Annotated in this window: 22 protein-coding genes; 15 read left to right on the forward strand and 7 right to left on the reverse strand. The window is 53.8% G+C overall.

Features of this window, described 5'->3' with window-relative positions; translation table 11 throughout:
- Positions 1 to 187 precede the first annotated feature (187 nt).
- Complete coding sequence (locus tag DAQ1742_RS03640) at positions 188 to 1051, reverse strand: MurR/RpiR family transcriptional regulator (protein WP_035339957.1); 864 nt, start codon at positions 1049 to 1051, stop codon at positions 188 to 190.
- Positions 1052 to 1351: 300 nt separating this feature from the next.
- Here DAQ1742_RS03640 and DAQ1742_RS03645 point away from each other — a divergent pair, with 300 nt between their 5' ends.
- Positions 1352 to 2863, forward strand: a complete 1512-nt coding sequence (locus tag DAQ1742_RS03645) for a CoA-acylating methylmalonate-semialdehyde dehydrogenase (protein ID WP_035339959.1) — start codon at positions 1352 to 1354, stop codon at positions 2861 to 2863.
- A 27-nt stretch (positions 2864 to 2890) separates the two neighbouring features.
- Positions 2891 to 4816, forward strand: a complete 1926-nt coding sequence (gene iolD / locus DAQ1742_RS03650; RefSeq protein ID WP_035339961.1) for a 3D-(3,5/4)-trihydroxycyclohexane-1,2-dione acylhydrolase (decyclizing) — start codon at positions 2891 to 2893, stop codon at positions 4814 to 4816.
- A 143-nt stretch (positions 4817 to 4959) separates the two neighbouring features.
- Here the strand turns inward: iolD and DAQ1742_RS03655 are convergent, their stop codons facing one another.
- The 4 genes from DAQ1742_RS03655 to DAQ1742_RS03670 all read right to left on the reverse strand — a co-directional run bounded on the left by DAQ1742_RS03655 (position 4960) and on the right by DAQ1742_RS03670 (position 7433).
- Positions 4960 to 5637, reverse strand: coding sequence for a hypothetical protein (locus DAQ1742_RS03655; RefSeq protein WP_035339963.1), 678 nt, complete (start codon positions 5635 to 5637; stop codon positions 4960 to 4962).
- A 55-nt stretch (positions 5638 to 5692) separates the two neighbouring features.
- On the reverse strand, positions 5693 to 5926 hold the full coding sequence (locus tag DAQ1742_RS20830) for a 2Fe-2S iron-sulfur cluster-binding protein (RefSeq protein ID WP_456298321.1): 234 nt from the start codon (positions 5924 to 5926) through the stop codon (positions 5693 to 5695).
- Positions 5926 to 6174 (reverse strand): hypothetical protein, encoded by a 249-nt coding sequence (locus DAQ1742_RS03665; RefSeq protein WP_035339965.1) that lies wholly within the window; start codon positions 6172 to 6174, stop codon positions 5926 to 5928. Before DAQ1742_RS03665 ends, DAQ1742_RS20830 begins: the two co-directional genes overlap by 1 nt.
- 509 nt (positions 6175 to 6683) lie before the next feature.
- Entirely contained in the window at positions 6684 to 7433 is a 750-nt protein-coding gene (locus DAQ1742_RS03670) for an AAA family ATPase (RefSeq protein ID WP_035339967.1), read from the reverse strand.
- A 688-nt stretch (positions 7434 to 8121) separates the two neighbouring features.
- Between DAQ1742_RS03670 and iolG the strand changes: the two genes are divergently transcribed.
- The 8 genes from iolG to iolB all read left to right on the forward strand — a co-directional run bounded on the left by iolG (position 8122) and on the right by iolB (position 17724).
- On the forward strand, positions 8122 to 9108 hold the full coding sequence (gene iolG, locus DAQ1742_RS03675; protein ID WP_035339968.1) for an inositol 2-dehydrogenase: 987 nt from the start codon (positions 8122 to 8124) through the stop codon (positions 9106 to 9108).
- A gap of 125 nt (positions 9109 to 9233) precedes the next feature.
- Positions 9234 to 10154, forward strand: coding sequence for a substrate-binding domain-containing protein (locus tag DAQ1742_RS03680; protein ID WP_371327842.1), 921 nt, complete (start codon positions 9234 to 9236; stop codon positions 10152 to 10154).
- A gap of 82 nt (positions 10155 to 10236) precedes the next feature.
- Positions 10237 to 11784, forward strand: coding sequence for a sugar ABC transporter ATP-binding protein (locus DAQ1742_RS03685; protein WP_035339971.1), 1548 nt, complete (start codon positions 10237 to 10239; stop codon positions 11782 to 11784).
- 13 nt (positions 11785 to 11797) lie between these two features.
- Positions 11798 to 12838 carry an ABC transporter permease gene (locus tag DAQ1742_RS03690; protein ID WP_125258349.1) on the forward strand — a complete coding sequence of 347 codons (1041 nt, stop codon included), beginning with the start codon at positions 11798 to 11800 and terminating at the stop codon, positions 12836 to 12838.
- A 17-nt stretch (positions 12839 to 12855) separates the two neighbouring features.
- Positions 12856 to 13989: a Gfo/Idh/MocA family protein gene (locus DAQ1742_RS03695; RefSeq protein ID WP_035339973.1), complete on the forward strand. Its 1134-nt coding sequence runs from the start codon at positions 12856 to 12858 to the stop codon at positions 13987 to 13989.
- Between the two features lie 54 nt (positions 13990 to 14043).
- A complete protein-coding gene (locus tag DAQ1742_RS03700; protein ID WP_035339975.1) occupies positions 14044 to 15951 on the forward strand; it encodes a bifunctional 5-dehydro-2-deoxygluconokinase/5-dehydro-2-deoxyphosphogluconate aldolase in 1908 nt (635 codons plus the stop codon).
- A gap of 30 nt (positions 15952 to 15981) precedes the next feature.
- The gene (gene iolE / locus DAQ1742_RS03705) at positions 15982 to 16872 is read left to right on the forward strand and encodes a myo-inosose-2 dehydratase (protein ID WP_035339977.1); all 891 of its coding nucleotides are present in this window, start codon (positions 15982 to 15984) and stop codon (positions 16870 to 16872) included.
- A 24-nt stretch (positions 16873 to 16896) separates the two neighbouring features.
- Positions 16897 to 17724: a 5-deoxy-glucuronate isomerase gene (gene iolB / locus DAQ1742_RS03710; protein ID WP_035339979.1), complete on the forward strand. Its 828-nt coding sequence runs from the start codon at positions 16897 to 16899 to the stop codon at positions 17722 to 17724.
- A gap of 64 nt (positions 17725 to 17788) precedes the next feature.
- Here iolB and mltB read toward each other — a convergent pair whose 3' ends face one another.
- Entirely contained in the window at positions 17789 to 18940 is a 1152-nt protein-coding gene (mltB, locus tag DAQ1742_RS03715; protein ID WP_035339980.1) for a lytic murein transglycosylase B, read from the reverse strand.
- A 292-nt stretch (positions 18941 to 19232) separates the two neighbouring features.
- Between mltB and DAQ1742_RS03720 the strand changes: the two genes are divergently transcribed.
- Positions 19233 to 20165, forward strand: a complete 933-nt coding sequence (locus DAQ1742_RS03720) for a nucleoside recognition domain-containing protein (RefSeq protein WP_035339981.1) — start codon at positions 19233 to 19235, stop codon at positions 20163 to 20165.
- A gap of 496 nt (positions 20166 to 20661) precedes the next feature.
- On the opposite strand, the gene DAQ1742_RS03725 is transcribed toward DAQ1742_RS03720, so the two are convergent.
- Complete coding sequence (locus DAQ1742_RS03725; RefSeq protein ID WP_180706231.1) at positions 20662 to 20811, reverse strand: hypothetical protein; 150 nt, start codon at positions 20809 to 20811, stop codon at positions 20662 to 20664.
- 554 nt (positions 20812 to 21365) lie between these two features.
- On the opposite strand from DAQ1742_RS03725, the gene DAQ1742_RS03730 reads away from it, so the two are divergent.
- Genes DAQ1742_RS03730 through DAQ1742_RS03745 form a run of 4 tightly spaced genes read left to right on the forward strand, consistent with a single transcriptional unit; the run spans position 21366 to position 25039 of the window.
- Positions 21366 to 22694, forward strand: a complete 1329-nt coding sequence (locus DAQ1742_RS03730; protein WP_035339983.1) for a lysine N(6)-hydroxylase/L-ornithine N(5)-oxygenase family protein — start codon at positions 21366 to 21368, stop codon at positions 22692 to 22694.
- Positions 22684 to 23745 (forward strand): NAD(P)/FAD-dependent oxidoreductase, encoded by a 1062-nt coding sequence (locus tag DAQ1742_RS03735; RefSeq protein WP_035339984.1) that lies wholly within the window; start codon positions 22684 to 22686, stop codon positions 23743 to 23745. The genes DAQ1742_RS03730 and DAQ1742_RS03735 overlap by 11 nt, the downstream gene beginning before the upstream one ends.
- A gap of 2 nt (positions 23746 to 23747) precedes the next feature.
- A complete protein-coding gene (locus DAQ1742_RS03740) occupies positions 23748 to 24656 on the forward strand; it encodes a dihydrodipicolinate synthase family protein (protein WP_035339985.1) in 909 nt (302 codons plus the stop codon).
- Between the two features lie 11 nt (positions 24657 to 24667).
- Positions 24668 to 25039: an L-rhamnose mutarotase gene (locus DAQ1742_RS03745; protein ID WP_035339986.1), complete on the forward strand. Its 372-nt coding sequence runs from the start codon at positions 24668 to 24670 to the stop codon at positions 25037 to 25039.
- Positions 25040 to 25100 lie beyond the last annotated feature (61 nt).

The raw sequence follows: 25100 nt of genomic DNA on the forward strand, positions 1-25100 counted from the left end.
CTGCCTGATAAGACGCTATTTGATCTAGGGTTGCAAGAGTATCATTTCAGGCCGGACGACGGGACTTTTTTCCATCAGGTACGTGAATGTGAATGCGGCAATATTCGCCATGATTTTCCGGTTCATGGCGAGTGATGAGGCTGTCGCCGCGCGATGGTCATCGGCGCAGGTGCGGCGAAACACGCGGTCATTTGGCAGTGGGTTGCGAGGATAATTGCCGTATCGGCTGGCGGTTGCCCTGACGGTAGGCCAGCGACACCATCAGCGATTGCACCAGGCACAAGGTGGCTGACTGGGAACGAAACGCATCCACCTGCGCTTCTTTTACCACGAAACAGACATCGCTGAGGCTGGCAAGCGGGCTGAGCTGGCTGTCGGTGATGACTATCTGGCGCGCTCCGGCACGGGCGGCCAGTTCGCTTGCCATCACGGTTTCGGGCGCGTAGGGCGAAAAACTGATAGACACCACCACATCCTGCTCGCTGACCCGACATAGCTGCTCGTGAAACATACCGCCCAGCCCGTTGACCAGTACCGGGCGGCTTTCCAGATGGCTTAACGCATACGCCATGTACGCCGCCACGCTAAATGAACGCCGTAGCCCGACGATATAAATGGTTTGCGCCTGCGCCAGCCACTCGACGGCTTTTTCCAGCGTTTCAGGCGCGGTACGCGTGGCGAGCTGTTGCATGGCCTGGGCGTTAGATCGCGCAAACTCATGCAATATGTCTTGCGGGCGTTCTGGTGCGGCTTCTTCCATTTCACGAAACAGCCGCGCGCGGTCAGTGTAGCTGGCGGTTTCCTCAACCAGATTCATGCGAAACAGCTGTTTCATTTCATTGAACCCGCTGAACTCAAACGCATTGGCGAAGCGGATCAGCGTAGACGGCGGCACATCGGCTTGTTCGGCGATAATGGCCACCGTGTCGAATGCCACGCTATTGGTGTTATCGAGCACATAACGCGCCACTTGTTGCAGGCGTTTGCTGAGTGTGTCGTACCGGGTACGGATTTGCTGTTGTAGTTCTCTCAGGCTGGTCGCCATCGCCATGATTATTCTCTCCGTCACACCGGCGGAATGCCGTCGCTCAGATTCTAGTGAGTTGAACCGGCATTTCAAACCGTTTTCTGGTTTTTAGCGTGATAAATAGAATAAATAATTCAATGCGCCTGCAGGTTATCTGAACGGTAAAGTGCTATCAGAACGCGGTATAACACGGGTTTTTGAAAATCCACGCTGGATCACAATAATCAACATTTATTTTATTTCCTATTAAAATGAAATTTTCATTTCATATACAGTAAAGCGGTAGCAGCCAATTGTCCCCTTAATCCCAGCGGAGGTGTCATGATGGAAACGGTCTCGAATTTTATTCACGGCGAGCTTGCACAGAGCCACAGTGGCCGGTTTGCCCCGGTGTATAACCCGGCGACAGGCGAGCAAACGCGGCAGGTGGCATTAAGCAGCGCGGCGGAAGTTGAACAGGCTATCCACGCGGCGGCCAACGCGTTCCCCGACTGGGCCAGGCAGTCGCCGCTGCGCCGGGCTCGCGTGTTATTCCGTTTTAAGGCGCTGCTGGAAGAGAACATGGATAAGCTGGCGCGCGTTATCTCTGATGAGCATGGCAAAGTTTACTCTGATGCGCTCGGCGAGCTGACCCGTGGCCTCGAAGTGGTTGAGTTTGCCTGTGGCATGGCGCACCTGCAAAAAGGCGAACACTCGGCGAATGTCGGCAGCGGGGTGGACAGCCATTCGCTGATGCAGCCTTTGGGGGTGTGCGTGGGCATTACGCCGTTTAACTTCCCGGCGATGGTGCCGATGTGGATGTTCCCGATTGCGCTGGCGACCGGTAATACCTTTGTGCTTAAACCGTCGGAGAAAGATCCTTCGCTGTCGCTGCTGCTGGCGCAATTACTTACCGCTGCCGGTTTACCGCCGGGGGTCTTTAACGTGGTACAAGGCGATAAAGAGGCGGTGGATGTCCTGCTCAGTGACGCGCGTGTTCAGGCGGTGAGTTTTGTCGGCTCGACGCCGGTGGCGGAGTACATCTACCGTACCGCCTCGGCGCACGGCAAGCGCTGTCAGGCATTAGGCGGTGCGAAAAATCACTGCATCCTGATGCCGGATGCCGACATGGACATGGCCGCCAGCGCGATCCTGGGAGCCGCTTACGGCGCGGCAGGCGAGCGCTGCATGGCGTTATCGGTGGTGGTGGCGGTGGGTGATGAGACGGCGGAAGCGCTGTGCCAGTCGCTGGAGCGGCAGATTGCCGCCATGCGCGTCGGCCCCGGCCTGACAGAGGAAAAAGAGTATGACATGGGGCCGGTGATTTCGGCGGCTCATCGCGACAGCATCATCGGTTATATTCAGCGCGGCGTTGAGCAGGGCGCGACGCTGCGGGTGGATGGCCGGGCCCTTCGCGTAGCGGGGCATGAGCAGGGTTATTTTGTCGGCCCGACGCTGTTTGATAACGTGACGCCGCAGATGGATATTTACCGGAAAGAGATTTTCGGCCCGGTGCTTGCGGTGGTGCGCGTGCCGGACTACCAGACCGCGCTGACGCTTATCAACCAGCATGAGTACGGTAACGGCGCGGCGATTTTTACCCGTGATGGCGATACTGCACGCCAGTTCAGCGAGGAGGTGCAGGCGGGGATGGTCGGCGTAAACGTGCCGATCCCGGTGCCGATGGCGTTTCACAGCTTTGGCGGCTGGAAACGCTCTATCTTTGGTGCGCTCAATGTACACGGCAATGACGGCGTGCGTTTTTATACCCGCATGAAAACCGTGACCAGCCGCTGGCCTGCCAGCATCAGGCTTGCGCAGCACACCAGCCATTTTGTGATGCCGACGCTGGAATAATGCCACTTCAGGTGCAGGAGCAGAGCGATGCAAACATTGAACATGACCATGGCGCAGGCGCTGGTTAAGTTTCTGAATCAGCAATACCTTGAGGTCGATGGGGTGGAAACCCCGCTGTTTGCCGGGGTGATGACTATTTTTGGCCACGGCAATGTGCTGGGCATCGGGCAAGCGCTGGAGCAGGAGCCGGGGCACTTGCGCGTGTATCAGGGCTGTAATGAACAGGGAATGGCGCACATCGCCATTGGTTTTGCCAGGCAGCACCGCCGCCAGCGTGTGATGGCGGTGACGACATCGGTTGGGCCGGGCGCGGCGAATCTGGTGACAGCGGCCGCCACCGCCACCGCTAACCGCATTCCGCTATTGCTGCTGCCGGGTGACCTGTTTGCCAGCCGTCAGCCCGACCCGGTGTTACAGCAAATCGAGCAGTACCACGATGCGACCCTCAGTACCAATGACAGCCTGCGGCCGGTTAGCCGCTATTGGGATCGCCTCTCCCGCCCCGAGCAACTGATGAGCGCGTTGCTCAACGCCATGCGGGTGCTGACTGACCCGGCCGATACCGGGGCGGTGACACTGTGTTTGCCACAGGATGTACAGGGGCAAGCCTGGGATTATCCGGCGGCCTTTTTCCAGCGCCGGGTACACCATCTGGAACGTCGTCCGCCGGATGCGTCACGTCTGGCGCAGGCGGCGGCACTGCTGGTGCGCAAGCAGCGGCCATTGTTGATTTGCGGCGGCGGCGTGCGTTACGCCGGGGCGCATGAGGCTTTCCAGGCCTTTGCCGAACGCAGCCAGATACCCTTTGCCGAAACGCAGGCGGGCAAGAGCGCGGTGGTGTCGTCCCATCCGCTCAACGTCGGCGGAATTGGTGTGACCGGCGGGCAGGCGGCCAACCGGCTGGCGGCGCAGGCGGATGTGGTGATTGGCGTCGGCACCCGCCTGACGGATTTCACCACCGCGTCGAAGTCGCTATTCACGCATCCCGACGTGGAGTTTTTGCTGTTGAATGTGGCGGAGTTTGACGCCCTGAAGCTGGATGCCACTGCCTTGATAGCCGATGCGCGCGTCGGGTTGCAGGCCCTGTCTGCGGCGACGAAAGGCTATTGCAGCGCCTGGGGCGAGGCGATAGCGCAGGCCCGCGCCGACTGGCAGCGTGAGTGCGAGCGCCTTGCCGCCCGTCGCGATGACGATGGGCAGGGGCTGGAAATCGCCGGGCACCTTGAGGCACAACTGGCGGAATACCGCGAAGCGCTGGGGACGCGCTTGATGCAAACCCGTGTGCTGGGCCTGCTTAACCAGGCGCTGGAGGAGGATGCCATTATTGTCGGTGCCGCCGGCTCCCTGCCGGGGGATTTACAGCGGCTTTGGCAGGTCAACACGCCAGACAGCTACCATCTGGAGTACGGTTACTCCTGCATGGGCTATGAAATCGCGGCGGCGATGGGCGCACGGCTGGCCGCGCCGCAGCAGCCGGTGTATGCCATGGTGGGCGATGGCTCTTACCTGATGCTGCACAGTGAACTGCACACGGCGGTACAAGAGGGCATCAAAATCACGGTGCTGTTGTTTGATAATGCCGGTTTTGGCTGCATCAATAATTTGCAGATGAGCCAGGGCATGGGCAGTTTTGCCACCGAAAACCGCAGACGAGAGCCGGGCAGTGGCCGGTTGACCGGCCCGCTGGTGACGGTGGATTTCGCCCGCAATGCCGAAAGCTACGGCGTGCGCGCCTGGACGGTGCGCGATGAAGCCTCGCTGTTGCACGCCTTACGCGAGGCGCAGGCGCACCCCGGCCCGTGTCTGCTGGATATCAAAGTGTTGCCCAAGAGCATGTCGCACGGTTATGACGCCTGGTGGAACATCGGCACGGCGCAAACGGCGGAAAACCCGGCGATTGTCGATGCCGCCCGCGAGGTGCAATTACAGCGCACCCGCGCGCGGCAGTATTAAAATACGGAGTTTAGTTAATCAGTATCCCGTTTTACAAATGGGATACTGATTCAACGCAATACGATAACTTTGTTTATGTTTACAGAGGGACACAACTGATATGCCAAATTTCTTGTTTACTTTTGGATATACGGTGATGTGTTTTACAGATTAATACCATCAACAATAAAATCTATAGCGACGTGGAAGTAACCTCGTGCCATTTCTGGTGTTAATTCAACTACCGAGCTATCAATACTTTGGCCAGAAATCTCTATAGCTCGATCGGTTAATGTTTGTGTGTACACACCATTTTTAACCTCCTTATGTAAATCCCTTCGTGTTTGTAAAAAATCATTCGAAAAATTAATTCTGGATATTGAGAATTTATCCTCTTTTCTGATAATGAAATCGATCGGGTTCATGAATCTATCTTTTTTTAGTGTGATTTTGGGAACGTAAGTTGAAAACTCTATATAATTTTCTTCAGTCACCTCAGCCCATGTTGCATTACATGTATTATTTGTTGAGGGGGTTTTTCCAATCGCTTTGAACGCATCAGAAAGACAGATCCCTACTTTAGCGCCAATCAGCGGTTTCATCGTATTTTTTTCAAAAAAGCGCAAAACAAATTTTACAGGTATACGGTCTTTCGAATCTGAAAAAACACACTGCCCCTTTTTAAACAGGAATTTATCCAACCTGTCGATAATTTTCTGTTCGTCATTGATGAGTATTGTATTTATTATGATGTTTTTTTTCGTTAGGGCGCTGTAAGTTTGATGCGTGATGCTGTAGAGCCCCAATGCTATCCCGGATATGATGAAAGATCTTCTGTTCATTATGTTAAATCCGTCTCTGCATGAGACATAATAAACATATCAGAGCTAGGATATGTTACACATGATAATATATAATTTCCTGTTGATTTTGATTGAGAAAAGATTGATTGGTGTCATCATATTTTCCAGATAAGACTCTACATGTACATGTAGAACATGCACCCGCTCGGCAGCTATAAGGTAGTTCTAATCCGGCGTTCTCAGCGGCATCCAGTATATATTCATCATCGGAGCATGTTATCGTCGTTGTTTCTCCGCAATTTAATATGCTTATATTATAAGTTGGCATTATTTACTTTCCTCTTTTGTAATATATACAGGGAAGTCTTTGGGTTTTAAATCAGGATGATCAATGGAAATATCATTGATAACATTACAAAGCGTGTAAAGGAGCTCACCTACTCTATATTTGCATTTGTTGTATTCTTCCTCAGGTATTTGAGTGCCTAATTCGATTAGATCTTTTTCAATTAACGTTATCATGATCGATGACTTGTTAATGACTTTTCTGGCTACATCTTTATCTGAAATAAACATAGTTATTACCCCGTAAGTTTTTTAATGTGAGTTAAATGTTACACATGGGCATCATTCCCATACATTCAGTCATACATCTATGGAATGGTGCACCATCAAGCGTGCCTGTGGGTAGTGTAGATAAACATTCCAGTATGCATCTATCTTTTTTTTCTTTGTAACTTTCATTAAGTATCTTGGCAGATTGATTTGATTTAATAAAATTCTCTGGGTTAATTCTTTGCTGATTGATGTAATATGATAATTCTATTCTCCCACTGTTATTTTCTTGTGTCAATATTCTGTTTGTTTTTTCATCGGGAAGGCCTGTGTTATGATAGAGTGAAGTTGTAGCATAAATAACTAATAAAAATATTTTTTTATGGATTTATAATTCACCTATTCTTCCTTTTATGGTGTTATTGTTAGTGGGGTTTGTATGACTCCTATAGATATTTTTTTGTTAAACCTCCATAAGTTTTTTATTGATGATGAAATAAAAATTCAATGTGAAGTTAATAATTACAGAGCTATTTCTTCATCAACTCTTTTAGCATTTTTTCCGGATTGTTCAGAAAGGAACGTGTAATTTGATAATGATCGGTGTCCTTATAATTTACAGGAGAGAGACTATCACTATCAAATTGGTAGATTAACGCATCGGGGTAACCCAGCAGAATCGGCGAATGGGTGGCGATGATAAATTGCGAGTCATCCCGAATCAGGTCATGCATTCTGGCCAGCATCGCTAACTGTCTGGCGGGTGAGAGCGCGGCCTCCGGTTCATCGAGCAGGTATAATCCTTGGCTGCCAAAGCGGTTCATCATCAGTGAGAGAAATGACTCGCCGTGCGACTGCTCATGTAAAGAATGGCCGCCATAGGAATTAATCACCGGCGGGCTACTGGCAGGTTCGGCATCAAGGTGTTCGATTTCAGAAGCCAGATTAAAAAAGCTTTCAGCACGGAAGAAAAAGCCATTACGGGGGCGTTTCACGCCTTTGGCTATTTTCAGGTAATTCGATAATTGTGAATGCGATGCCCGCGTACTGAAATTAAAATTTTGGGTGCCGCCTTCGGGGTTAAACCCCATGGCAACAGCGATGGCCTCCAGCAATGTGGATTTCCCGCTGCCGTTCTCGCCAATAAAAAAGGTAACCTTGGGATGAGGGTCAATAAACTCAAACGAGTGAATAGCTGGAATAGAAAATGGATAAAGGTCGAATGATTCCACCTTATCGCGGTTAAGAGAGATGCGGCTGATATACTGATTTGAAATCATTCTGTGTTATTCCTGCCATGGACTACCCAAAGCTATTCACTACCACAGTGGGCCAATTATTCCAATCCATTTAGTCCAGAACTGTATGGGATGCTCTGTAACTATTTTGTTAAACCACTCGCATATTATTTGTTTGCTTTGATAAGGCAATGTTGGTTGTTAAAGCAAAGCATACATATGGTAATGATTGTTATTATCAAAATCAACGTTATTTTTAGGGAAAACGTTATATTCAGGAAAAGAGAGGTGGTGTTGAGGTTTCTATTTTCCTGTGTATAGAGATAACGGTTGGAATATTCATTTCATTTTGTGTGCTTCAATGCAACTGACTGGCGTACTCGCTCATATCGCCTGTTGTGGCGCGGTTAACACGGCCTTTGTTTTTCACATCCTGCCTGCCCGGCAAGCGACTCCTTTCCCGGCAAAGCTGATGCTTTCTGATGTTGTATCACACTCTTCGACGGTATTTCGCCAGCCTGACACCGGCAAAAACGGCCCTGCTGATCCCGTGACTTTGCTAACACTATTTTGCTGATTTGTCACCAAAGTGTTATCTGGTACGCAAAAACGTAATTTCCAGTTTTACTTAAATTGGAATAAACGTTCTATTATCACCACAGGATAATGCTACCTCACACAGAAACCCGACACTCAACCAGAGATACCCGGCGGTATCGAAGGAGCAGCCATGTTTAACATTGCATTACTGGGCGCTGGCCGTATTGGTCAGGTACATGCCGTTAACATCGCCAGTCATCAGGACACCTGTCTGTACTCGGTGGTTGACCCGAACCCGGCCAGTGCCAGCGCATTGGCGGCACGTTATCAGGCGCGCGTGCAAACGCTGGACGAGGCCATGGCCGACCCGGCCATTCACGCGGTGTTGATAGCTTCCGCCACCGATACCCATGCCGATTTGATTGAGCGTGCCGCCCGGCATGGCAAAGCGATTTTTTGTGAAAAGCCGGTGCATCTGGATATCGCCCGGGTACGCGACTGCCTGAAGGTTGTTGAGCAGCAGGGCGTGCCGCTGTTTGTCGGCTTTAACCGCCGTTATGACGCGCAATTTCGCCGGGTACACACGCTGGCGCGTGAGGGCGCAATCGGCAAAACCGAATCGCTGATGGTGATTTCCCGCGACCCGTCCCCGCCGCCAGCGGAATATGTGCGCGTTTCCGGCGGCATGTTCCGCGATATGACCATTCACGATTTCGACATGGTGCGTTTCATCATGGGCGAAGAGCCGGTATCGGTGTTTGCCCAAGGCAGCAATCTGGTTGACCCGGCGATTGGCGCGGCCGGGGATATCGACACCGCGCTGGTGGTGTTCCGCTTCGCCAGCGGAGCGATGGCCACCATCGTCAACAGCCGTCGCTCCGGTTACGGCTATGACCAGCGCTTAGAGTTGCACGGCGAGCGCGGCGTGCTGCGCGTCGGCAACGTCCATGAGCATCAGGTTGAACACTGGGGCGACGCCGGATGTCTGGCGGCCAAACCGGAACACTTCTTCTTGCAACGTTATCGTGAGGCCTACGCCGCCGAGTGGCGTCACTTCGTTGATGTGCTGCACGGGCGCACGCAGCCGCAGTGCAGCGGCGCGGATGGCGAGCGCGCGCTGTATCTGGCGGATAAAGCGCTGGAGTCGCTGGCAAGCGCGCGCGCGGTGGCATTGTGATATGACCCGGGCTGGCCATGTACCGGCCCGGTAATAACGCTGCAATGCCGCAGCAGCGGCATCGCGGCACCTCTCCCTACACCAACGGATACCGAGACAACACCATGAAAAAAAACCTCACCCTCATGGCCGTGGCACTGGCTTTCGTCACGTCACCCGCTCTGGTACAGGCCCAGAACGAGCAAATCGTTTTTAGTACGCCCAATCTGGCCATGCCGTTTGAAGTGCATATGCAGCGCACGGCGGTCAAAGCGGCCAAAGACCTGGGCGTGAACCTGCAAGTGCTCGATAGCCAGGGCAGCTCGCCGAAGCAGGTGGCCGATTTGGAAAATGCCATTACCCGTGGCGCACAGGGCTTTGTGGTTTCCCCGAATGATGTGAATGCGGTGTCCGGTGCCGTGGGGGAAATTCAGGATGCCAAATTGCCGGTGGTGACGCTGGATCGCTCCGTTAAAACCGACAGAAAAGTGCCGCATTTTGGTGCGAATAACTACAAAGGCGGGCAGGCAGTGGCGGATTTTGTCAAAGCGCGTTTTCCCAACGGCGCGGATATTGTGCTGCTGACCGGGCAGCCGGGGTCGTCATCCAATATTGAGCGCACGCAGGGCATCCGCGACAGCCTGAAAGCCGGGGGCGCGAAATACCGCCTGGTGGTCGATCAAACCGGTAACTGGATGCGCTCGGAAGGGATGCGCATTGTCGAAAGCGTACTGCCTTCGCTGCCAAAGCGCCCGCAGGTGATTTTATCGGCGAACGACGACATGGCGCTGGGGGCGATTGAAGCGTTACAGAGCCAGGGGCTGAAACCGGGTGAGGTGCTGGTGACAGGGTTTGATGCCGTACCGGAAGCGCTGGCGCGCGTGCGTGATGGCTGGCTGGCGGCGACAGCCGATCAGCGCCCCGGTTATGCGGTCACGCAGGCGATGACGCAATTGACCAACAATATTCGCACCAAAGCGCCAATCACCGGGGCGGATTATGCGCCGACCATGATAACCAAAGACAACCTTAACGACGCAGAGCGAATCGGCGAAGCGGGCAAGTAAGCTGAAGCGCCCGATGGGCAACTCAGCAAAGACACCACGCAGGCACCGGTCATTCAGACCGGTGCATAACGAGGGCCATGCCATGACGGAACCTTTACTGAACATTCGTGACCTGACGAAAAATTTCTCCGGTGTCTTTGCGCTTAATCAGGTGCAACTGACGGTGCTGCCGGGTGAAATTCACGCCTTGCTGGGTGAAAACGGAGCCGGGAAATCGACGCTGCTCAAAGCGCTGGCCGGTGCTCAGCCGCAGACCAGCGGCGATATCAATTTTAATGGCGAACGGCTGTCGCCGCAGGATTCACCGGTCGAGCGGCAAAAACGCGGCATCATCACGATTTATCAGGAATTCAACCTGCTGCCTAACATGACGGTAGCGGAAAACATGTTTCTTGGCCGCGAGCTGCAACGCAACCGCCTGTTTGTTGATGCGCAGGCGGTCAATCAGGAAGCCCGCACGGTACTGGAATACCTGCAATTACACATCGAACCGACCACCCTGGTTGCCCGCCTGAGCGTGGCGCAACAGCAGATGGTGGAGATAGCCCGGGCACTGACCCTGAATGCGCGCTTAATCGTGATGGATGAGCCTTCGGCTGCCCTGAGCGACAGCGAAGTCGAGAGCCTGCACCGGGTGGTGCGCGAGCTGAAGGCGCGCGGTGTCAGCGTGATTTATGTGACGCACCGTTTGCATGAAGTGTTCCAGCTGTGTGACCGCTTTACCGTACTACAGGATGGCCGCTATACCGGTTCCGGCAAGGTGGCTGACATCGATGTGGCGGGCATCATCCGCATGATGGTCGGGCGCGATGTGGTGTTCACCCGCCGCCCCGCCTCGCAAACCCACCATCAGGACAAACCGGTCAGACTGGCGGTGAACGGGCTATGCCGCGAGAAACCGCCGCTCGACTCGCACGGCATCGCGCTGAACAACATCAGCTTTCAGGTGCATGCCGGTGAGATCCTCGGTATCGCTGGGCTGGTCGGAGCCGGGCGCACCGAAGTGGCGCGCTGTCTGTTTGGTGCCGATCCGTTCACCCACGGCGAATTCTGGCTGGACGGCCAGCCCTACCATCCGGTCGATCCGCTGCATGCATTGGAGCAGGGCATTGCGCTGGTGCCGGAAGATCGCAAAAAAGAGGGCGCGGTGCTGGGGCTGTCGATTCGCCATAACCTGTCGCTCTCTAGCCTGTCATCGTTGCTGCACTGGCGCTATTTCGTCGATACCCGGCGCGAAGATGCGCTGATTGAGTCCTATCGACAGGCATTGCGCATCAAGATGGTCGATAGCGCTCAGGAGGTGCGCAAACTCTCCGGCGGCAATCAGCAAAAGGTGATTCTGGCGCGCTGTATGGCGCTCAAACCACGGGTGCTGATTGTTGATGAGCCGACGCGCGGTATTGACGTCGGCACCAAATCCGAAGTGCATCAGGTGCTGTTTGATATGGCAAAACAAGGCGTGGCGGTGGTGGTTATCTCGTCTGATTTACCGGAAGTGATGGCGATTTCCGATCGCATTATCACCCTGAGTGAAGGGCGGGTAACGGGCGAATTACACGGCGATGAGGCCAGTGAAGAGCGGTTGATGACCCTGATGGCCATCTGCCATGACACGCAACAGGCCGCCTGAGGAGAATGAATGTATGAGTATGCAGCAACCGTTATTTCGTACCACCCTGCCGACCTCGTCGTCTGGCCGTCGGCGCATTGACCCGATCGCGTTTTTTGAACGCTTTGGCGTGTTTATTTTCATGATTTTGCTGATTTTCTTCTTTCAGTCGCAGAACAGCAACTTCCTGACTGAGCGCAACATCACCAACATCCTGACCGAAGTGTCCATCTACGGCATCATGGCCGTCGGCATGACGTTTGTGATTCTCACCGCCGGGATAGATTTGTCCGTCGGTTCGATTCTGGCGGTGTGCGCGATGACAGCGGCCTGGGTCATCAAAGGGGATAATTTCACCACCGTTGATGCGCAAGCCTGGGGCGGCATGAGCTGGCTGGTCGGGCTGGGGCTTTGCCTGATGATAGGCACGCTCATCGGGTTTTTACATGGCCTTGGGGTCACGCGGCTGCGGCTGTCGCCGTTTATCGTCACGCTCGGCGGCATGACTATCTGGCGCGGCCTGACGCTGGTTATCAATGACGGTGCGCCGATTGCCGGTTTCGACCCCGGCTATCGCTGGTGGGGGCGCGGCGAGATGCTCGGTATCTCCGTTCCTATCTGGATTTTTGCGCTGGTGGCGCTGATTGGCTGGCTGGCGTTGCACAAAACACGCTGGGGGCGCTTTGTCTACGCCATCGGCGGTAATACCGAGGCGGCAAGACTTGCCGGTGTCAACGTGCGGCGCGTGCTGGTGAGCGTTTATGTGGTGATGGGGTTACTGGCGGGGCTGGCCGGTTTCATTCTCAGCGCCCGGCTGGGCAGCGCCGAGGCGGTGGCGGGGATTTCGTTTGAACTGCGCGTCATTGCTTCGGTGGTGATTGGCGGCACCTCGCTGATGGGCGGCTACGGGCGCATCAGCGGCACGCTGATAGGCTCCATCATCATGGGGATTTTGATTAACGGGCTGGTGCTGATGAATGTCTCGGCCTATTACCAGCAGGTGATTACCGGGCTCATCATCGTGCTGGCTGTGGCGTTTGATACCTATGCCAAAAACCGGCGCGGCGCGCTCTGATACGGGGAATAACACCGATGAAACAGGTAAGAATCGGCTTGATTGGCAGCGGCTACATCGGGCGTGCCCACGCCATCGCCTATGCTCAGGCACCGGTGGTGTACCCGCTCCAGGGCGAGCTGGTGCGTGAGATGCTGGCGGACGTGTCGCCGGCGTTGGCCAAACAGCGCGCGCAGGCGTTTGGCTTTGCCCGCTCAACCGGCGACTGGCAGGCGCTGGTGGCTGACCCGGCTATCGATGTGGTGGATATCTGCGCACCGAATTTCCTGCACCATGAGATGGCGATGGCGGCGATCCGCCACGGTAAACACGTCTATTCAGAAAAGCCGCTGGCGCTCAATGCCGCTGAAGCGCGCGCCATGGTGGACGCCGCGCGTCAGGCCGGTGTGAAAACGCTGGTCGGCTTTAACTACATGAAAAACCCGGCGGCGCTATTAGCAAAAGAGATTATTGCGCGCGGTGAAATCGGCGAGGTGACGCATTTCTACGGCACGCACAATGAAGATTATCTGGCTGACCCGTTAAAACCCGCAGACTGGCACTGCTTTCGCCATACCGCCGGGCTCGGCGCGCTGGGCGACGTGGGCGCGCACATCGTCAATATGGCGCACTTTCTGGTCGGCGACATCACCGAGGTGTGCGGCGATCTGCACACGGTGGTGGCCGAGCGGCCAGTGAGTGCGGGCAGTCACGAGCGGGTGACGGTGGAAAATGAGGATCAGGCCCATGCGATGGTGCGCTTTGCCAGCGGCGCGCGCGGGGTGATTGAAGCCTCCCGCGTCGCCTGCGGGCGCAAAATGGGGCTGAGTTATGTCATCACCGGCACCCGTGGCGCGCTCAGTTTTACGCAGGAGCGCATGGCGGAGCTGAAACTCTACCGGCATGACGACCCGGTAAATCGGCAAGGTTTTCAAACCTTGCTGATAGGGCCGCAGCACCCGGAATATGCCGCTTTTTGCGCCAGCGCCGGGCACGGTATCGGCTTTAACGACCAAAAGACGGTGGAAGTGCGTGACCTGATTGACGGTATCGCGGCGGATAAACCGCTGTGGCCGGATTTTGAAGAGGGCTGGCGCGTCTCCCGGGTGCTGGATGCCATCGTGCTGTCGCATCAGGCGGCGCGTTGGGTTGCGGTGCATGAGCAGGGATAACCGCCGTGCCAACGGGTGGTCGATTTCCTTATTTGGCTGATAGGAATGGGCGTTATGACGACGGAAAAGCAGTTTGATGTTATTTGCATGGGGCGCGTCGCCGTTGATCTTTACGGGCAGCAGATTGGCGCGCGTCTTGAAGACATGGGCAGTTTTGCCAAATACCTGGGCGGCTCCTCGGGCAATGTGGCTTACGGCACCGCCCGGCAGGGGCTGCGCTCCTCAATGCTGGCGCGGGTGGGCGATGAGCACATGGGGCGTTTTCTGCGTGAGGAGTTACAGCGCGTCGGCTGTGATACCCGCCACCTGATTACCGACCCCCATCGCCTGACGGCGCTGGTGCTGCTCGGCATTAAAGACCGGGAAACCTTTCCGCTTATTTTCTATCGCGATAACTGCGCGGATATGGCGATAACGCCGCAAGACGTCAGCGAAGACTACATTGCCTCATCGCGCTGCCTGGCCGTGACCGGCACCCATTTGTCACACCCGAATACCCGTGAGGCGGTGTTGACGGCATTAGGCTATGCGCGCCGAAACGGGGTCAAAACCGTGCTGGATATCGACTACCGGCCCGTGCTGTGGGGGCTGACCTCGCTGGGGGATGGTGAAACCCGATTTATTGCCTCGGCCACTGTGACCGCGCAACTGCAACAGGTGGTGTCGCTGTTTGATGTGATTGTCGGCACCGAAGAGGAATTTCATATTGCCGGGGGCAGCACCGACACCGTGCAGGCGTTGCAACAGGTTCGTTTACATACCGGCGCGACGCTGGTGTGTAAGCGCGGCGCGCTCGGGTGCTCGGTGTTCACGGCGGCGATTCCCGCCGCGCTCGATGACGGCCTGACGGTAAAAGGCGTTCAGGTTGAGGTGCTCAACGTGCTGGGCGCGGGCGATGCGTTTATGTCAGGGCTGCTGCGGGGCTATTTGAGCGGCGAAGGCTGGGAGAAAGCCTGTGCGTATGCCAACGCCTGTGGCGCGCTGGTGGTTTCCCGCCACGGCTGTGCGCCAGCGATGCCAAGCCGTATCGAGCTGGATAATTATTTGGCGCGGGCCCATGCGGTGCCGCGCCCGGATCTTGACCCGGAGCTGAACCACCTGCATCGCGTCACCACCCGCCGCCAGCAGTGGGACGATGTGTGCATCATCGCCTTTGATCACCGCATTCAACTTGAAGAGATGGCGCTGGCGTGCGGGGCCGAGCTCTGCCGCATTACGCGTTTGAAACAGCTGATCCTTCAGGCCGGTCAACAGGCGGCGGAACAGGCGGGTCTGCTGCCCGGCCATGCCGGACTGCTCTGCGATGGTACCTTTGGCCAGGAGGCGCTTAACGCCATCACCGGGCAGGGCTGGTGGATTGGCCGCCCGATTGAGTTGCCCGGTTCACGCCCGCTGGCGCTGGAGCACGGCAACATCGGCTCGCAACTGGTGAGCTGGCCGCTGGAGCAGGTGGTGAAATGCCTGGTGTTTTTTCACCCGGAAGACGACAGCCCATTGCGGCTGGCGCAGGAGCGGCAGGTGGCCGAGGTCTATCGCGCCTGCTGTCAGTCCGGCCATGAACTGCTGCTGGAGGTGATTTTGCCTGCCGACATGCCGCGCAGCGACGCGCTGTATCTGCGCGCCATCACCCGTTTTTACAACCTGGGTATCCGGCCTGACTGGTGGAAGTTACCGCCGCTCAGTCGTGATGGCTGGCAGCGTTTATCGCAGCTATTGCACGCGCGTGACCCTTACTGCCGGGGCGTGGTGATCCTCGGGCTGGATGCCCCGCTGGACAGATTACGCGAGGGGTTCAACGCCGCCGCCGGTCAGCCGGTGGTGAAGGGGTTTGCCGTCGGGCGCACGCTGTTTGCGCAACCGGCGCAGCAGTGGTTGCGCACGGACATCGATGATGAGCAATTGATCGATGACATCAAACATAACTACCTGCAATTAATAGCGCTTTGGCGTCAGCGCGGGTGATCCGTTTACCGTTATCAGAAGGAAGCGACAATGAGCGTACAACTGGGTATTAATCCATTGACCTGGACTAACGACGATTTGCCATCGCTGGGGGCAGACACGCCGCTGGAAACCTGCCTGAGTGAAGGACGGCAAGCGGGGTTCGCCGGGTTTGAGCTTGGCAATAAGTTTCCGCGCCAGTCAGGGGTTCTCGGGCCGATACTGGAGCGGCATGGGCTGAGTCTGGTTTCCGGCTGGTATTCCGGCCAACTGCTCAGTCGCAGCGTCAGTGAGGAAATGGCCGCCATACAAGACCACCTCGCGCTGTTGCGCGAACTGGGGGCGAAGGTGATGGTGTTTGCCGAAGTGACGGGGGCGATCCACGGCGAACAACACACGCCGGTACACCTGCGGCCGCGCTTTCCGGCGGCGCGCTGGCAGGAATACGGCGATAAGCTCAGTGAACTGGCGCACTACACCCGCCAGCACGGGGTAGCGCTCTCTTACCACCACCATATGGGCACGGTGATTGAAAGCGCAGAAGACATCGACCACCTGATGAACCACACCAGTGATGCGGTGGGGTTGCTGCTGGACACCGGGCACCTCACCTTTGCCGGTGCCGACCCGCTGGCGGTGGCGCAACGCTGGGCCGCGCGCATCAACCACGTACACTGCAAAGATATCCGCCCGGACGTATTAAACGACGTTAAAAATCGCAAAACCAGCTTTCTGGATGCGGTACTCAGCGGCGTGTTCACCGTACCGGGCGATGGCTGTGTCGATTACCCGTCGCTGTTCCAGTTGCTGAAAGCGCAGGATTATCAGGGCTGGCTGGTGGTGGAGGCCGAGCAAGACCCGGCCATCGCGCATCCGCTGACTTACGCGACGCTGGGGTTCAATAACCTGCAACGCTTTGCCCGTGACGCCGGGCTGATTTAAGTTGCGCTTATCAGGGAGACGGTGATGTCTGAATTATTGTCGCGTTATCACGCACCGGATGCGCAAGGCCGCATCCAACATATTACCCCGCAGCGCGCAGGCTGGCGTCACGTCGGTTTTGAGGTCTATCAGCTCTCTACCGGGGCGGTGCTGACGCTTCCGACGGTGGCGCAAGAACGCTGCCTGGTGTTGGTGGGCGGCCTTGCCAGCGTGCGCACGCCGCAGGCGTACTTCGCCGATATTGGCGAGCGCATGAATCCGTTTGAGCGCAAGAAACCGTGGTCGGTGTATGTGACGGCGGGAGAGTGCGTGACCGTACAGGCGCAAACGCCGCTGGAGCTTGCCGTGTGTGCCGCCCCTGGCTTTGGCACCTATCCGACCCGGCTGATAGCGCCGTCGGATGTGGCTGCCGAGGCGCGCGGCAGCGGGCGCAACCGCCGCTTTGTGCATAACATTTTGCCGGAAGATAAAGCGGCAGACAGCCTGCTGGTGGTCGAGGTGTACACCGACGAGGGCTGTACCAGCTCCTACCCCAGCCACAAACATGATGTCGATAACCCGCCGCAGGAAACCTGGCTGGAGGAGACTTACTATCACCGGCTCAACCCGCCGCAGGGCTTCTGCCTGCAACGGGTTTACACCGAAGACAGAACGCTGGATGAGTGTATGGCGGTCTATGACCGCGATGTGGTGATGGTGCCGCGCGGCTACCACCCGGTGGCAACGCTTGCTGGCTACGACAGCTATTACCTGAATGTGATGGCCGGGCCGGTGCGCCAGTGGCGTTTTAGCTGGGAGCAGGATCACCAATGGATAAACAGCGCACACTATGCCGCGCGGCACGGCGGGTGAGGCCATTGGCGAAAAATACAGCTGAGTAATCCCCTGTCGGCAGGTCAACCGACAGGGGCTTTGCCTAATACCCCTGACGCGCTTTTTTCACTTCTTCGCCTAACTGCCACACCGCCATAGCGTAGTGCACGCTGCTGTTGTAGCGGGTGATGGCGTAGAAGTTCGGCAGGCCGTACCAGAACTGGTAGTAACTGCCCATGTCGAGGCGCAACAGGCTGGCTTCCTGCGCACCGCCTAATGAGGCGCTCGGGCGCAGCCCGGCGGCGGCAAGCGTGGCGAGTGGATAACGGGTTTTAAAGCCGGTTTGCAGGGCGAAGGTCTGGCCACTGGCGGGAACAGCGACCTGGCCGCCAGACTGCCAGCCATTGGATTTAAAGTAGTTAGCGACGCTGCCAATCGCATCGACCGGGTCCCACAGGTTGGGTATGCCGTCGCCGTTAAAATCTACCGCGTATTTTTTGAAGGCCGACGGCATAAACTGGCCATAGCCCATGGCCCCGGCAAAGGAGCCGCGCAGTGTGAGCGGGTCAAACCCATCTTCGCGCGCCATCAGCAAAAAATACGCCAGCTCGCTTTGAAAATACTCGGCGCGACGCGGGTAGGCGAACGCCAGCGTCGCCAGCGCATCAAGAATACGCGTTTTCCCCATCACCCGGCCCCAGCGCGTTTCCACCCCGATAATGCCGACGATGATCTCCGGCGGTACGCCGTAAACCTGCTGGGCGCGGTTTAGCGCATCCTGATACTGGCTCCAGAATGCGGCCCCGTATTGCACCGTCTCTGGGGTAATAAATTGCTGGCGATAACGCAACCATGAGCCATTCGGCGTATTTGATGGCGTGGCAGTTGAGGGGGCAGGTGCCTGTTTATCCATCAGGCGAATTACCCAATCCAGACGCTGCGCCTGGGCCAGAATGCCGCGCAGTGACTGGCGCTCGAAGCCATGCTGTTGCACCATCCGGTCTATAAACTGGTTGACTTCCGGGCTGTTGGCAAACTCGCCGTTGGCGAGCAGGCCTGCCTGTGCCGATGCATTAAACGCCGAGGACGCTGGGGTTTGCGCGCGTTGACCTGAAGGATTAAAAAAACCGCCGGTTGGTACGGTGGATGACGGCCCGACACCCGTCACGGTGTTGTCATTCGACGATTCGGCAGAGTGATTGCTACAGGCGGTTAACGCCATCAGTAAAGGAATAACAGCAATTAGGCGACGCATCAGATATCCATATAACCAAGCCATAAAAATGTGGCGGCCATGTTAGCGCAACCGCAATTTAGCGCAATCATCCTGGGGAAAAACTGAATGGGTTGACGGGCTTATCGCCGCTATCCGGTGGCTTTTCCCGGCAATGTGCTTTTTTATTGGCTGACATCAAAAGCCGGGTGCAAAAAAATGCGGGTAATCACTGGCATATTGTGATGTTTGTCACGAAAATGGCGGCATTCATACGCCCGATAGCGATACGTCCGAGGTGAGTGTCGTGGCGACGGGGAATGCGGAGCAGATAATGGATATTATTGGCATCATTATGTCAGCGGGGAAAGCCTCGGTTGACGTTGCGCTCTACACATTACTGCCGATTATGGTGGTGATGCTGGTCATGATGAAATTCCTTGAAGCCAAAGGGGTCGTTGATGCGCTGGTACGCGTGATGGCTCCGGTACTCAAACCGTTCGGTTTAACCGGCATGAGCACGTTTGCGTTAATTCAGCTCAATTTCGTCAGTTTTGCTGCACCGCTGACCACACTGTCGATGATGGAAAAACGCGCCACCTCCGATCGCCATATGGCGGCAACGCTTGCCATGGTGTTTGCGATGGGGCAGGGCAATGTGTTTTATCCGTTAACGCCATTTGGCCTGCACTGGGCGCTGTCGATTCTGATTTCGGTGGCAGGCGGGCTGGCTGCGGCCGCCATCACGTATCATGTGTTGGCGCGCCGCTTATCCACCCGTGAAGGGCAGCATAGCCGCGATATCCCGGCAGAGGAGCCGGGCGCGAAAGGGATAATTGCGATTATTAACAGCGCTGGCGCTGATGCCATCCGGCTGGCATGGGGGTCGGTGCCCATGTTGATTTTGTCACTGAGCGTGGTGGGCGTACTGGAATCCGCCGGTGCGGTGCGTGCGCTGGAGCGAGGGTTGTCGCCATTGCTGGCTGCGATAGGTATTTCACCGGTTTTTGTCCTGCCTGCGCTGGTGAAATGCCTGGCCGGTGGAACGGCCTATTTTGGCGTGGTTTCCGACCTGATGGCGCAAGGAAAAATGACCGCCAGCCAAATCAACGCATCAGCGGGGCTACTGGTTCAGACGCTTGATTTACCGGGCATCGGCATTTTCCTTGGCGTTGGCGCGCGTTTTATTCGGCTGTTTCGCTATGCCGCGACCGGTGCCTTGCTGGGGATTGCGCTGCGAGCCGCACTGCATGCGGTCATTTTCTAGCGCCACTGCTGATGCCGGGAAAACGAATGGCTGAATGAAAACGAATGGCTGAATGCGTCGCACAGCGACGAGCGTAGCATCAGCCGAGGGCGGTACCGCATTGCTGACAAAACGTGAGTCTGGCGTTGCGGAAAACTGGCAATTTGGGCAAACAGGCCCTGCATTATGATTAATAACGGAAGGCGTATTATGAGAGTGGTGGTGTTGATGACGGTGATGTTGTTCGTGATGACGGTGGCGGTCATGGTGGTGACTTAATAATTTATCAAAAATACCCATAAATTCTTCTCTTTTCAGGTAAAAACTATCCATATCAGGTGAAACACTCCATAACGCCATGCCGACGCTTCGGTTATGGCTATTCGGTTGATTCAACACCTTGTCGTTACTACAGAGTCAAGTGCTGCGATCGCGCAGGGTAAGAAGGGTGAGGCTTGCCGGATAGAGCGCTACCCGACCCACTGAATGTTGAAGGCGGCCATCATCGGGACGTCTATCAAAAGCGGCCATCAAAATAAGCCGTTGTGAAGGGCGCGATGTTCTTGCTGGCTGGCGCATCCTGTGACATCGCCTTACCGAAGAAGATTGCGGCGGCCAACAACCGCTGTTTTTCTTGCCACCATGTAGACGCATCTGGCGGTAGCAAAATCTTATTATGCGTCTCATGCCACCCACACGCCGCAAGCGGTGTGATGAATCGATAGCGTACGCTAAAAAGCCTGTAACGGCGGGGTACCCGAGCTCATCTGCGGTCAGATGAAGGCTACTTGCTCTGTGGTGGGTAGTGTCATGATAACCCACGTTGATTCGGCCAACAGCGCATGGCGCAGAGCGGTTTCTGGCGTGCTGAAATTTGGCTTAAGGATGCAAAAGTAGGGCCGACAACGAGAGGTTAAACATTAAATGCTCTAATGTTTTATATCGAAAAAAGAGCATTTGCATGAGAAAGTAGTGTATAAATCGCTGCATTTGGTTTTTTTTAACTAAAATTTAACATTGGTCGCTATTTTTCATGATCGCTTAATTAACATAAAATAAACAATCTATTTACATGAGAATTTTTATGTGTTTATATCCTCGACGTTATAAACGTAGCCACACTTAGAGAGGATTTAATTCTAAGGAATGACTCTGATTTAAATCGTGAAAATAGTTTCCTGAAAATCATGCTGGGTATTATCTACGTATAAAGGGATTTTTATGCTATCTAATATTTATGACATTATTGGTGTCGGATTCGGTCCTGCGAATTTAGCGCTGTCCATATGTATTGATGAGAACAATGAAAAGTTAAAATATCCCGCATCACCGTTGAAAAGCCTGTTTTTTGAAAAGAACGAATCTTTTTCCTGGCACCCTGGCATGTTAATCAACGATGCCACGATGCAAATATCATATCTAAAAGATTTAGTGACTCTGCGAAATCCTGCTAGCCCATTTAGCTTTCTGAACTATTTACATCAAAAAAACAGGCTTGAAGATTTTATTAATTTAAAGAGTTTCTACCCAACCCGGGTGGAATATTTTGACTATCTTAATTGGGCCGCACAACAGCAACAGGATTGTGTGCGATATGCACATCGTGTTGATGATATAAAACCGCGGCGATTATCAGATGGCAGCACGATTGTTGAGGTGTGGGTTACGGATTTATCCAACGGCACTCAACATCGCTTTTTGACAAAAAATCTGGCTGTCGCGACAGGGATTGTACCTAAGATGCCCGAGATACATCAGGTCTCAGCGTCCGTTATTCATAGTTCACAATTTCTCCCGACAATTCAGAATATCCCTTCATCTGACACAAAGAAATTTTTGGTGGTTGGTGGTGGGCAAAGTGCGGCTGAAATTGTTAATCATTTATATGACCGATTTGACAACGCGACGGTTACATCTGTTTTTTCTACGTTCGGATTTAAACCTGCGGATGACAGTCATTTCGTAAATAGAATATTTGATGCAGAAAGTGTTGATATGTTTTTTAGCGCATCGGTATCGCTAAAAAGCAAAATCATGGATACTCATGCTGATACTAACTATTCCGTGGTAGACGGTGATCTGATTGCGGAAATTTACAAAAAGGTTTATCAGGAAAAAGTTAACAATCAAAAAAGAATACAGCTAAGGCAATTAACTCGATTGAGTAGTGTTAAGCACGTTGGGAGTAAACCTATCGCTACATTACATAATCTAAAAACTGATGAAATTTATACGGAAGAATTTGATTATATCATAATGGCGACAGGATATCGGGTTCCAGACATTACTGAACTATTCCCTTCTGCATCTGAACTGATAGCACTGGCTGAAGATAATAGTATTACACTCGATCGCAATTATAGCGTGAGTATTAATCGTCCCTTGGCAGGGAAAATCTATTTACCTGGCATGTCAGAAGCGCATCACGGTCTATCCGCTACCTTGCTATCGCTATTACCGATAAGAGCCAACGAAATTGTTCGTGATGTCACGAATACCCTGAGTGTTAAAGCCGCTTCGGTGTCAGCTGAGGTCGTCAATGCCAATTAAGCAGAATTTCGATGTTGTGGTGCTGGGCGCAGGTATTCTGGGAGCTGCGACAGCACATGAACTGACCCGCAGAGGTTTAAAAACGGCGCTGTTGGAGCGTGGCGTGCCTGCACAAGGCTGTACGTCTTACTCTGGCGGTATTGTGCGGGTTTATCACAGCAGTGATTACCTGACGGAGCTTGCTGCCAATGCCTTCAAATATTATCTGGATTTTGAGGGAAATACGGGCGTTCCTGCCACCTTTATTCGCACAGGGTATCTCTATTTCCCTCCGGTGCAGGATAAGGCCCGGGTTCAGGAAAAAATTCAGCATCTTCAGGCAAAAATAGACATTGAATGGCTGGATTACCGGCAAGTTGCTGAGAAATTTCCCTCTATCCGTTGTGAGGATGGGGCGGTTTATGAAGCTAAAGCCGGTTATATGGCACCCGCTGAGGTCACTCGGGCATTTATTCATGCCGCGACTGCGAAAGGTCTGGCTGTTTATCCTGGAACCGAGGTCTACAGGCTTATTCGCAGCGGGAACCGAATTGTCGGTGTGGCGACATCACAAGGCGTATTTACTGCCGGTCATGTGGTCGTCGCCATGGGGCCTAATACCCCCATGTTTCTGGACAAAAATAATATCCCTCACCATTTATGGTCACAGCGTATTCAGGTTGATATCAGGAAACCTTCGTCGGCGATTACCGGTCATCCGGCATGGATTGATGATGTGCATGACTTGAACGGCCGACCCTGTGAAAACGGTGATTTTCTATTGGGCTACCCCACAAATGATCGTGTATTTGTCGATGGCGTTACGCCCGGCAGCACTATATATAGCGACGTCACCAATATGATGGGGCAGAAAAGGTTCGATTGGGTTAGCGGCTCTGAACAACGAGGCTCCTGGTCGAGTTTTGACTGTTATTCACCGCAGGGGACAGGGGCTGCTGAAAGCATTGATGGAATAGCGTCATTAAGCCTGTTAACCGGTTATTCGGGGGGCGGATTTAAATTAGCGCCAGAGTTAGCCAAACGCCTCACTGACCACATTATTAAGGAATAAACATGTCGTACAAAAATATTAAAGGTGTTCTTCCTGTCATACTCACTCCCTGGGATGAGAATTTCGATATACATGAAGAAGACTTCTCCGGGCAAGTTAATTATTGCTATGAAGTCGGTGCTGACGGCATTGTTATCGGTCAGGTTTCTGAATTGATGCGAATGAATAGCCGTGAGCGCCATCAAATTACCGATTTAGCCGTTAAATATGGTAAGCCCGGTGGTTTTGTCGTGGTGAGTACCGGGGCTGAAAGCACCAAAAATGCCATTGAATATTCTTTATATGCACAAAATGCCGGTGTTGATGCTGTGCTATTGATGCATCCGTCGACTTCGCCATTAACCGAAGCAAGAATGCATAAGTATTATCGTGATGTGATACAGCAGTTGAGTATTCCAGTTATTATCCATCATGCTAAAAGCTATGCCAAAACACCAATGACAATAAAAATGCAGGCCGACCTTTTACACGAATTTGGCGCTGACAGAATATTATTTAAACCTGAGTCGTCACCGTTACCGCCAAAACACACTGAGTTACAGCTTGCTACCAATAACCAGGCGCGGATTTTTGAAGGTGATGGTGGCATGATGATTATTGACAGTTTCTTTCGGGGGTTGTACGGCTCTATTCCGGCGACTGACTGCGTTAAGTATGTGGTTAAAATATGGCAGGCTCTGCAAGCTGGGGATATGCAATATGCAGAGAAAATTGCTTACCCACTCTCTTATATGATGTGTCAGATGATGAATAGCATTGACTGCTATCAGCACCTTTCAAAACATATTCTACATCGCAAAGGTCTTATTACGCATCCTCGTGTCAGGGAGCCTGTGGATTCTGTCCCTGATGCCATCACCTATAAAGAGATTGATAGGATTATTTCTGTGTTGGATAACATCTGCGAATAAAAGAGGAAAGCATGAAAAGTTGGGCGCTTACTATTGAATTACGTAACCAAAAAGCTGTAGATATCTATCGTGAAATGCACGTTAATCAAATTCCAGAGATTCATGCTGGCGATGGTGCTTTAGCTAAAATTGGTGTGAAAACCATGCAAATCTTCTTCATGAAACCCAATATGTTATTTATGTATATGGAGACGATTGATGATTTTATACCGTCGCGGGAATTTACTCATGCACTGACGTTGAATCCCAAAGTGAAGGAATTCGATGATTATGTTCATGGGGAACTGCTGCAACGGGTATTTATGAATGACGGGCCTACGGAATGGGCGGTAATGGATAAATTCTATCAGTTCGACGCCAGACCCGATCCGGTTCAGTATTAATACACGTTTAGTTTCTCGCCTGTTAATGTCGCATCCAGCAACATGTATTACGTACATGTTG

Source organism: Dickeya aquatica (genome assembly GCF_900095885.1).
Lineage (GTDB): Bacteria > Pseudomonadota > Gammaproteobacteria > Enterobacterales > Enterobacteriaceae > Dickeya > Dickeya aquatica.